The sequence below is a fragment of the Mesorhizobium sp. M2A.F.Ca.ET.037.01.1.1 genome, from assembly GCF_003998075.1.
In the GTDB taxonomy this organism is placed as follows: Bacteria; Pseudomonadota; Alphaproteobacteria; order Rhizobiales; family Rhizobiaceae; genus Mesorhizobium.
The window spans coordinates 1-1,604 of sequence record NZ_RZSA01001260.1 but is presented as its reverse complement, the minus strand read 5'-3'; the positions used below and the strand labels follow the sequence as shown (position 1 = coordinate 1,604).

Annotated in this window: 3 pseudogenes; all 3 read left to right on the top strand. The window is 61.2% G+C overall.

The annotated features are described in order from the left end of the window. Positions 1–85 precede the first annotated feature (85 nt). Positions 86–343 (top strand): annotated as a pseudogene (locus tag EOA27_RS35740) (IS21 family transposase); the annotation flags it as partial. A gap of 122 nt (positions 344–465) precedes the next feature. After that, a pseudogene (locus EOA27_RS43235) lies at positions 466–1,326 on the top strand (site-specific integrase); the annotation flags it as partial. A gap of 30 nt (positions 1,327–1,356) precedes the next feature. Continuing rightward, positions 1,357–1,604: pseudogene (istB, locus tag EOA27_RS41205) on the top strand (IS21-like element ISSme2 family helper ATPase IstB); the annotation flags it as partial.

Here is a 1,604-nt window from a genome sequence, read left to right as displayed (position 1 = left end):
TCCCGGAACTGGCGGCAGCAGCGCCAACTAGGGAATTTTCGATGCCCACCATCAGGGAATATTCATCGCCCGATGACAGGGGGCAGCGCCCTCGACGGTGCGCGAGACGCTGCGGCGTGCGGAGGCGGCAGGACTTTCCTGGCCGCTTGGCGAGGAGGTCAGCGACGCGGTTCTGGAGGTCGCGCTCTACAAGGCGGCGGGCACCAAGACGGGCCATCGCCGCGCGCCGGAGCCGGACTGGGCGGAGGTCCACCGGGAGCTGAAGCGTAAGCATGTGACGCTGCAGGTCCTCTGGGACGAATACATCGAGCGCCACCCGGACGGTTACCGCTACAGCCGTTATGTTGCGGCCAAATTTATGTTGCGGAAGCCCTTTTCTTTCTCAGGAGTCTGGCCGTCGTTGGGTCCTTGACGCAACATAACTTAATGGCTGGCTAGCAAGCCTTTTCCAATTGGAGGTTTGCTATGGATCAGACGACTGATGCCGGCCACTTGTCGGGCCACCACAATGATGACGCGCCGTTTGCCGAACAGCGGAGTCGTTACCTTCGCCACTGCGCGGAACGCGGCGCCACTCCTTTTTCTCTCAGAACCAAGCGCAGCGAGCTGTTGTGGATTGCTACGCGTCTCGGCCCGGATGCCGCTTCGGAAGGCATCGACATCGATGCACTTCGACGGATTGCCATTGAGAGGCAACAGGCCCACGGAGCGGTCACCGCGGCGCGAAGAGTAGTCGATATCGGACGACCTTGGCTTCGATTTCTCGGTTGGTGGCGTGAACCGAGCGCCGGGTTCGGGTATCAGAACCAACTCGATGAGTATGTGAGATGGATGCGCGATGAGCGCGGCTTCACACTATCGACGCTCGAGCAATGGACCCGTGTGATCGGTAGGTTCCTGCGCTGGTGCGAGCAGACGAACCGGCAACTCGGGGCTCTTCAGGCCGCGGACATCGACGCTTATTTCGTTACCCAGGCAACGGGACGATGGTCCCGCGTCTCCGTCGCCAACACGGCTTCGGCTCTGCGCGGATTTCTGCGCTACGCAGGAAAGCGGGGAATGTGCGCCGACAGCCTAGCCGGATCGATTTGCCGCCCCCGGCTCTACCGACAGGAGTCTCTGCCGTATGCCCCGGACTGGTCAGACGTGCAACGCATGTTGGCCGATGCCGAGACCGACAAGCCGCGGGACATCCGCGATCGTGCAATCCTGCTGCTGCTTGCGGTCTATGGAATGCGCAGCGGGGAAGTGGTGGCATTGCGCCTCGATCAGATCGACTGGGCCGGTCGGACTCCACGGCTTTTCCGTTTGAAGCGCCGCCAGCCGCAGATTTATCCGCTCGTCTCGTCTGTTGCTGAGGCGCTCCGCCAGAACTACAATGTGCAGTTCGTCACGGCAGCGACGCTGGTGGCGATGCTGGCCAAGGCACATGCCGATGGCTCGCTGGACAAACAGTTGACGACCTTGTCGCGGCCGAAATTATTGATCATCGACGAGCTGGGCTATTTGCCCTTCGAGGCCAATGCCGCACACTTGTTCTTCCAACTGGTGTCGCGGCGCTACGAGAAGGGATCGATTCTGATCACTTCCAATCGTTCTGTGGG